This is a genomic window from Yersinia sp. 1252 StPb PI (assembly GCF_048593885.1).
Classification (GTDB): domain Bacteria; phylum Pseudomonadota; class Gammaproteobacteria; order Enterobacterales; family Enterobacteriaceae; genus Yersinia; species Yersinia enterocolitica_E.
Genome location: NZ_JAZGQE010000542.1, coordinates 1 through 334, shown reverse-complemented (window position 1 = coordinate 334; position 334 = coordinate 1). Strand labels below are relative to the sequence as shown.

Below are 334 nucleotides of genomic sequence, written 5' to 3'. Positions count from 1 at the left end.
TAAATATAAAAAATGAGAAAGAACGCCTTCTAGGAAGCGACATTCATGTCTCTACAGCGAAAAAAAAACATGATGCCAATATTACTGAGTTCACACTTAAGGAGTCGATGAGAATTTGGTTTTCAAAAGATATAAACACTAACCTATCTAATGTATTGCTAGCACAGGATCACGGTTTTTATGAGAGTGCATTCTATCGTTTGATCGTAAAAAACCTCCAGGAAATAGGTTATAAAGATAATGGAATTATCATTGATAATATAAAAGTCAGGAAAGATATGGTCATGCGAGGGATGGCTATATCAATTGATTCTTGTTCATGGGGTAAGGATAT

1 protein-coding gene is annotated in these 334 nt (G+C 33.8%); it reads left to right on the top strand.

Annotated features, from left to right (window positions below; translation table 11 throughout):
• The coding region (locus V2A85_RS24665; protein WP_420072687.1) for a hypothetical protein at nucleotides 1–334 on the top strand (334 nt) is incomplete at both ends.